We start from the raw sequence: 6,927 nt of genomic DNA, 5'->3' as shown, positions 1-6,927 counted from the left end.
GCTCCTCTCTAGAACCCCATCAGGTGACGGCCACCGCGCCGATCCCGTACAGAAGCAGGTTCCCGGCGAGAGGATGGCGCAAAAAGGGATTGACTAACCAAGCCCGTTACAGAAGCCCGCATGAGCGTAGCGACATGCGGGACAGACCTACCCGGATATCGCTACGCTCATCCGGGCTACCGGAGCTTCAGCGCGGCCTCATCGCGCCAGCCACTCCGCGACTTCCTTCTGCGACTCCGCACGCGCTACCGCATCGGTGCCGAGATGGCCGTGCTCGGGCGCGGCGGTGTCGGTGCTGCCGGCGAGCGCGTGCAGCGGCGTGTTGGCGCTGTCGAAATCGTGATAGGCGCTGGGATAGACCACGATGCGCGCGAGCGCGCTTCGGCCATGCGCGCCCTCGACCATCTGGCGACAGGCCGGCGGCGACGAGACGTCGTCATTGGCGCCGATCAGCACCAGGGTCGGCACCCGTGTGCTCCACCCCAAGCCTGCGGAAATCCTGCAGTCCGGATAGAACGCGATCGCCGCGCGGAAATCGGGACCAGCATCGCGCGCCGCACCCTGCGGACGCACGGCCCAGAGCAGCGCGCTGGCGCCATTGGCCCAGCCGATCAGGCTGACTCGCTCGCGCGCCACCCAGGCCTGCTTCATCAACCAGGCCCGCGAAGCCGCGATGTCGGCAACGCGCTCGCGCCGCGCCTTGACGCGCATCTCCTTGACGCGGCATTGCGGCCCGAGCTCGCGCGAGCCGTAGCTGTCAGGGAGCAGCACGGCATTGCCGGCCTTCAAGAGGCGCTCAGCCCAATCGCGATAGCGCGGCAGGACGGAATCGGAATGGCCGCCGAGGCCGCCGCAGCCGTGCAGCGCGATCACGGTCGGAAACGGCCCCGCGCCCTCAGGCTTATAGAGCTGCGCATGAAGCACGCCGGACGCCAGCGGAATCTCGACCGGCTGCGGCGCCGGCGACGCGTGCGCGGCCGACATCAGGAAGGTCAGGAACAGGGCGGTTAACGGAAGGCGCATCGGACTCTGCCGTTGGATCCTTCGCTCAAGCATTATCACGCGGAAACGGCGGCAAAACATCACAAACCGGTGGGTTTACCGGGCGGACAAGCCACCCTATCTATGCTACATCCCGTCCAACACATCGTGCCCTCCAGGGTCTTCCACGGAGCGGCCTTCCACGGAGACTTTCGACCGTGCTGAACAAGTTCGGCCCCTCGGGCCATGGCGAAGCGCAGGTGCAATATCTCGACGGCGACTTCCGTGTGATCTCGCCGGGGACCTTCGTGCGTTGCGCGATCACCGACACGCGCATCCCGCTCGACGAGTTGAAGTACTGGAGTGTGGACCTGCAGGAAGCCTACGCCACGCCCGCCGCCGTGCTCGAGCGGCATTACCCCGGCGCGCCGAAGCCGCAGTCGTAAGGCCGCGGCCGCACGCCTATTGTTGCTCCGTGCCATCCGCGCCCACGCAGCTCTTCACGAAATTCTTCCTGGGCTCGCCGACGATCTTCTGATCGATCGCCTGCTTCAGGCAATCGACCCGCGCCTGGGCCATACAGAGCTGCATCTGGTCGCGCTTGTCCTGTCCCTTCAAATTTTGCGTCGTAGCGAGGCACGTCACCCGCTTGGTCGCGGGAACCGGCACCGTGCTGGTCGGATTTGCCGGAGCGGCCGGCGGCGTCGTTTGTGCAAACACCGGCGCAACGATCAGACACACAAGACTGGCGGCGACGGCCGCGGACGGCGGTTTCATCGAATTCTCCTGGTCGTCTGAAACTGGTAGGAGTTTTGCGATGAATGCCGCGTGAATGGCAGGCGGCCGCAGGGTGGGCAAAGCGCAGCTGCCCTGCAGCGTAGCACGAGCCGTGCAGCAGCTTATCGCGAGCACGGGGATGGTCTGCGTCGCCGCCGCGACGATTCGTGCGCCTGACGTGTGAGTGTCACAGCAAACGATCTCCGTCGTGCCGATCCGCGTTGCATCGAATCGTACTTGCACTCCGTGGTAAAGTCATTTCGCGCTGTGGTGGAGTTTTCGGTGCGGTTCAGCGCCCTTAAGTTGTTTGACGAAGTCTTGCTGAAACAGAGGGCTGCTATGGTGCGTGTTAGGTAATTAGCCCTGTTGCTTTTATCGCGCAGACGATCAAGTCAACCAAACAGCCATTGAGCTTTGGAATTGGCGCAGTCTGTGAACGGGCTCATATCGAAGAGCCATCCGACGGGCTACGATCACCTCGAAAATTCGCGGTGGAATATTTGTAAATCGAAAATCAAACGATGGGGGTGATCATGCCCACCATATTAGACCTGCTCTATCGTGAATATTGCCGCGCCCGCCTCGCTGAAATGCGGAAACAGCTTCTGATCGCAGCTGAACGCTCTGAAGCTCCCGAAGCGCATCATCATCCGGATCAGGGTGACGATGAGAGGACGGACGCACAACGCAAGACCGATCGCGGCACGCCGAATTGAAGCAGCCCCGAGACCGGCGATCTCTCCCGCGTAGCAGTGACCAAGCAATTGGCAACAGTTTGGGAGGCAGCAATGAATGCACCCGAGTACTATACCGTCATGGTGGCCTGCGTCTCGTGCCTGACCATTATCGGATTGATGGCCGTTGGGGCGTGGTGAGCATGATTGACTGCTGAACCGCAATCGCAGACCGTTACCGAGGCCGCTGGCAAGCACGTCCGGTCGGACCTATGGCGCCGGACGCAGCACGCGCCGTACAGCATGGTCCGTCAATGGCCGCCGGAAGGCCTTCGCCTCGCCTCGGTTTGCAGACGTGATTCTTGCTGTGAGGTGAGCGTTGCCGCCGCTTCGTTCGACTGCGGCGGCTTCGCTTTAGATCCGGATGTCAGCCTCCGGGCGGGGTATACGAAGAACGCAGCTTCGCCGCGTTCTGGCGGACCTGCTTGATCTCGTTCTGCGTGAACAGCCGCGTCAATTTCACGTTCTGCAGGGTGCCCGCCGAGACGGTCAGGCCGGAGATGGCCGGAGCCGCAGCCGGATCAGGCACATCGAAAATCACCAAAACGCCTGGGCCGTCGGCCGCAACGCTGTACATCGAAATCAGCTTTCCGCCGGCCGCTTCGATGAGTTTTCTTGCCGCCTCCTGGCGATCGGTCGTGGGATTCTCCAAAATGGCATTGAGAGCGCGTGGTGTGTATTGTCCGGTGAGGCAAAAATGCATGGCATGTCCTCCTCTGGGTTTTTGGCAATGACTTTCCCGGCCGTTCCGAACTCGTCGTTACGGCCGCCGCATCTGAAATGATGAAGGTACTGCCCGCCGTGGGCATAAACGCCGCCGATAATTTCCGGGAGTTCGGCACGTCCCGGTGACGGCTCTCATGAAAGGCTACATCAACTCCCGAACGTGCGGAAGGGAATTCATCAGCCGCGACATGTCGCCACGATCAATTGACGCATCACGCCGGGTGAACTGTTTTTCCATCACACCGTGGCGTCCACAAAGGAGAGAGCGATGCGCAATCTGATCTTTCGCCGAGTCACTTTGCTTCCGGTCGTTCGGGGCGGCATGGATACGGGGCGCGTCTTCGCCTTCGCTCTCTGGGCTACGGCGGAGTCGCTTTGCCCAACCTACGAGATCATCGCCTGCTGAACCGTCGCTCGCGCGCTTTGTAGAGATGGTCGCTGATCAACTGCCGAAGCGCTGCCGGATCATCGAATTCGAGCTGGACCGCGAACGGCACGATGCTGTCGGGCACGTCTTCGCGGCCGCGCAGGCGTGCGAGATCCTTTTCCGTCGTCACCAGTGTGTGCTGCTCGCGCTGCGCCTCCGCGGCGAGAGCTGCGATCTCGTCGTTTGAAAACATGTGATGATCGGCGAAGGAGCGGGTGCGCGCGACCTCGATGCCGCTGGCGCGCAAGCTGCGGAAGAATCGTTCGGGATCGCCGATACCCGCGAATGCGAACACCGGCTTGCCCAACAGTCTTGCGACCGACTCGGCGTCGGGTCTCAGCCGCGCGCGCAGCTCCGGCTTGTTGCGCTTGGCAAGCTCGGCCGCGACACCGTTGGCGGCGCGGCCGTCGCCGATCAGCACCAGTGCGTCAGTACGCGCGAGCTGCGCGTTCAGCGGCGCGCGCAGGGGGCCGGCCGGAAATACCTTGCCGTTGCCGAGGCCACGTTCGCTGTCGATCACGATCAGCGACGCGTCCTTCAGCAGACGCGGGTTCTGAAAACCGTCGTCCATCAGGATCACGGTGGCGCCTTGCGACTTCGCCAGCGCGACACCGTCGAGGCGATCGCGCGCGACCGTAACAGGGACGTCGCGCGCCATCATCAGCGGCTCGTCTCCGATGTCGGAAGCGGTGTGACGCATCCGGTCGACCATCACCGGGCCCGTCAGGCGTCCGCCATAGCCGCGGCTGAGCACCACCGGCGTCTCGCCGAGCTCGCGCAAGAGCTTCGTCAGCGCCAGCACGGTGGGCGTTTTCCCGGCGCCGCCGACATGGTAGTTGCCGACGCAGATCACGGGGATGCCGGCGTCCACGCCTTCGCTCAGCATCCGCCGTTCCGTGATCGCGCCATAGAGCGCACCCAGCGGCCCCAATGCGTACGACTCGAGGGAACGTGGCCGGTACCAGAAGGCCGGCTCACGCATTGGCGGCCCCCATCTCGATCCGCAACTGCAACAGGTAGGGCTCGAGCGCGGCCATGGTGCGGTTGAGCGCGCCGCCGAGATCCTGGACCACGCCGGCGCCCGACCGTTGCATCTTGTCACGCAGCGCCGGATCGGCCAGCAACTGCCCGAGTTGCTTGATCAGCAGTTCCTGCGTGTCGGCCTGGCGCGCGCCGCCACTGTGATCGAGCGCCTCGTAGACATCGGCGAAATTGAAGACGTGCGGACCATGGACGATCGCAGCGCCGAGCTTGATCGCCTCGATCGGATTCTGACCGCCATGGCGGATCAGCGATCCGCCCATGAACACGATTCCCGAGAGGCGGTAGAACAGGCCGAGCTCGCCCATGGTGTCGGCGACATAAACGTCGGTGGTCGCCGTCGGCAACTCGTCGCGCGAGCGCAGGGCCGGCTTCAGGCCGGATGCCGTGATCAGGCCTGTGATCGAGGAGCCGCGATCCGGGTGGCGCGGCACGATCACCGTCAAAAGCTGCGGGAAGAAACCCGCGAGGCTGCGATGCGCCGCCACCAGCATCTCCTCCTCGCCCGGATGGGTCGAGGCCGCGACGATGATCGGACGCCCGCGCGTCATTGCCATCAGGCGTTCGAGCTTGGCGGGATCGGCCGGCGGCGCCGGAACGTCGAGCTTGAGATTGCCCGTGGTGAGCACGTCGCGGCCGCCGAGCGTCGAGAAGCGCTCGGCATCGGTCTTCGACTGCGCCAGACAAATGTCGAACCGCGACAGCAGCGCCGAGATGGTGCCGTGCATACGGCGCCATCTCGGGAAGGAACGCGGCGACATCCGCCCGTTGATCAGCACCATCGGCACGCGGCGCGCAGCGCCCGCCAGGATCAGGTTCGGCCACAAATCGGATTCGATGAACAGCGCCAGCGACGGCTTCCAATGGTCGAGGAAGCGCGCGACATAACGCGGTGAATCGTACGGCACGTATTGATGGATGACATCGGGCGGAAAGCGTTTTGCCACGACCGCGGCCGAGGTGACCGTGCCGGAGGTGAGCAGAATGCGCAGGTTCAGATCGCGCAGTCGCTCGATCAGTGCGGCCGCGGCCAGCACCTCGCCGACGCTGGCGCCGTGAATCCAGACCAGCGGGCCGTGCGGCCGCACGTCCCGGGACAGGCCCCGCCGTTCGCCGACGCGCGCGGGATCTTCCTTGCCCTGCTTCAGCCGCCGCTTGATCAGCGCAGGCGCGAGCGGCACCAGGCCGCGAGCCAGGCGCCGATACATCCGCAGCGTGATCGGCAGCGAGCCTGGCAGCGATTTAGGCATCTGCAGGTCCCGGGCGACCGAGTTGCGCATAGGCGCGGCGGGTCGCCTCGTTCAAGGTCTCTTCCAGTTCGAGCCGCAGCGCTTCCATGGTGGCGGCGTCCGCATCCGGCGGAACGTGGATTTCCTTGATGCCGACCAATGCGCCCCGCCCGAACGGCAGGTTGATGGTGGTGCGGTCCCAGTTCTTGAGCCGGACGAAGCGGCTGGTCGCCATCGCAAAAGGCATGATCGGCCGCCCCGATTCCCGTGCCAGCATGATGATGCCGAGCCCGGCCACGCGCGAGCGTTTGGGGACATCGGCCGTCAGCGCGACATTACAACCGTCCTGGAGCGTCCGCACCATTTCCTTGAAGGCGCCGACCCCACCCTTGCGGTGAAACGCGCCGCCATGGTCGCCGGACCCGCGGATGGTGCCGATGCCGAGCCGCTCGGCGGCAATCGCGTTGAACTCGCCGTCGCGGTGACGGGAGATCAGGACCCTGGCCTTGTACCAGTCCTTGTTCTTGATGAAGGGGGTGAGGAAATGCTGGCCGTGCCAGAACGCGAAGATCGCCGGGATCTGCGGCTCGACGCGGTCATAGACGTTAGGCGGATCGAACGTGAATTTGTTGGTCCGCCAGACCAGACGCAGATATTCGGCCGCCAGGATTCCGACGGCACGCTGAACGAAGCTGCTCCGTAGCGTATTGCGAAGCAGCTTTTTCAACGCGCCGGTTCTTGATTCGGGTCGAGCAGCCGATGGAGATGGACGATGAAATAGCGCATCTGCGCGTTGTCGACCGTGCTCTGCGCCTTGGCTCGCCAGGCGGCGTGGGCGGTCGCATAGTTCGGATAGAGGCCGACGATCTCGACGTCGTCGAGGTTCTTGAAGGTGTTGTGCTCGAGATCGACGAGCTCGCCGCCGACGACGAGGTGGAGCAGTTGTTGCGGGGCACTATCTGGCATGGGTTCTGTTCCTAACGGGCTGCCCGGCAAAGCAGTGTTCGACAAG

The 6,927-nt window shown here is 64.1% G+C and carries 10 protein-coding genes; 3 read left to right on the top strand and 7 right to left on the bottom strand.

The annotated features are described in order from the left end of the window. Positions 1-198: 198 nt before the first annotated feature. Complete coding sequence (locus QCM77_RS38790; protein WP_279690121.1) at positions 199-1,023, bottom strand: dienelactone hydrolase family protein; 825 nt, start codon at positions 1,021-1,023, stop codon at positions 199-201. 176 nt (positions 1,024-1,199) lie between these two features. Here QCM77_RS38790 and QCM77_RS38785 point away from each other — a divergent pair, with 176 nt between their 5' ends. Then, positions 1,200-1,427, top strand: coding sequence for a DUF2093 domain-containing protein (locus QCM77_RS38785; RefSeq protein ID WP_247343579.1), 228 nt, complete (start codon positions 1,200-1,202; stop codon positions 1,425-1,427). A 16-nt stretch (positions 1,428-1,443) separates the two neighbouring features. Here the strand turns inward: QCM77_RS38785 and QCM77_RS38780 are convergent, their stop codons facing one another. Then, positions 1,444-1,758 (bottom strand): hypothetical protein, encoded by a 315-nt coding sequence (locus tag QCM77_RS38780; RefSeq protein WP_280096373.1) that lies wholly within the window; start codon positions 1,756-1,758, stop codon positions 1,444-1,446. Positions 1,759-2,279: 521 nt separating this feature from the next. Between QCM77_RS38780 and QCM77_RS38775 the strand changes: the two genes are divergently transcribed. Then, a complete protein-coding gene (locus QCM77_RS38775; protein ID WP_280096372.1) occupies positions 2,280-2,474 on the top strand; it encodes a hypothetical protein in 195 nt (64 codons plus the stop codon). 385 nt (positions 2,475-2,859) lie between these two features. Here the strand turns inward: QCM77_RS38775 and QCM77_RS38770 are convergent, their stop codons facing one another. After that, a complete protein-coding gene (locus QCM77_RS38770; RefSeq protein WP_280096371.1) occupies positions 2,860-3,195 on the bottom strand; it encodes a GYD domain-containing protein in 336 nt (111 codons plus the stop codon). Positions 3,196-3,486: 291 nt separating this feature from the next. Here QCM77_RS38770 and QCM77_RS38765 point away from each other — a divergent pair, with 291 nt between their 5' ends. Beyond that, positions 3,487-3,624, top strand: coding sequence for a hypothetical protein (locus QCM77_RS38765; RefSeq protein WP_279690131.1), 138 nt, complete (start codon positions 3,487-3,489; stop codon positions 3,622-3,624). Here QCM77_RS38765 and lpxK read toward each other — a convergent pair. The 4 genes from lpxK to QCM77_RS38745 are packed head-to-tail and all read right to left on the bottom strand — an operon-like array spanning position 3,611 to position 6,881. After that, positions 3,611-4,627 (bottom strand): tetraacyldisaccharide 4'-kinase, encoded by a 1,017-nt coding sequence (gene lpxK / locus QCM77_RS38760; protein ID WP_280096370.1) that lies wholly within the window; start codon positions 4,625-4,627, stop codon positions 3,611-3,613. The two genes, QCM77_RS38765 and lpxK, sit on opposite strands and share 14 nt — an antisense overlap. Beyond that, positions 4,620-5,936 (bottom strand): 3-deoxy-D-manno-octulosonic acid transferase, encoded by a 1,317-nt coding sequence (locus QCM77_RS38755; protein ID WP_462804385.1) that lies wholly within the window; start codon positions 5,934-5,936, stop codon positions 4,620-4,622. Before QCM77_RS38755 ends, lpxK begins: the two co-directional genes overlap by 8 nt. Next, positions 5,929-6,642: a lysophospholipid acyltransferase family protein gene (locus QCM77_RS38750; RefSeq protein ID WP_279667298.1), complete on the bottom strand. Its 714-nt coding sequence runs from the start codon at positions 6,640-6,642 to the stop codon at positions 5,929-5,931. The genes QCM77_RS38755 and QCM77_RS38750 overlap by 8 nt, the downstream gene beginning before the upstream one ends. Further along, on the bottom strand, positions 6,639-6,881 hold the full coding sequence (locus tag QCM77_RS38745; protein WP_007596929.1) for a DUF4170 domain-containing protein: 243 nt from the start codon (positions 6,879-6,881) through the stop codon (positions 6,639-6,641). The genes QCM77_RS38750 and QCM77_RS38745 overlap by 4 nt, the downstream gene beginning before the upstream one ends. Positions 6,882-6,927: the final 46 nt, after the last annotated feature.

This window comes from Bradyrhizobium nivariense, assembly GCF_029846695.2.
In the GTDB taxonomy this organism is placed as follows: domain Bacteria; phylum Pseudomonadota; class Alphaproteobacteria; order Rhizobiales; family Xanthobacteraceae; genus Bradyrhizobium.
This window is presented reverse-complemented; position numbering and strand designations above follow the sequence as displayed.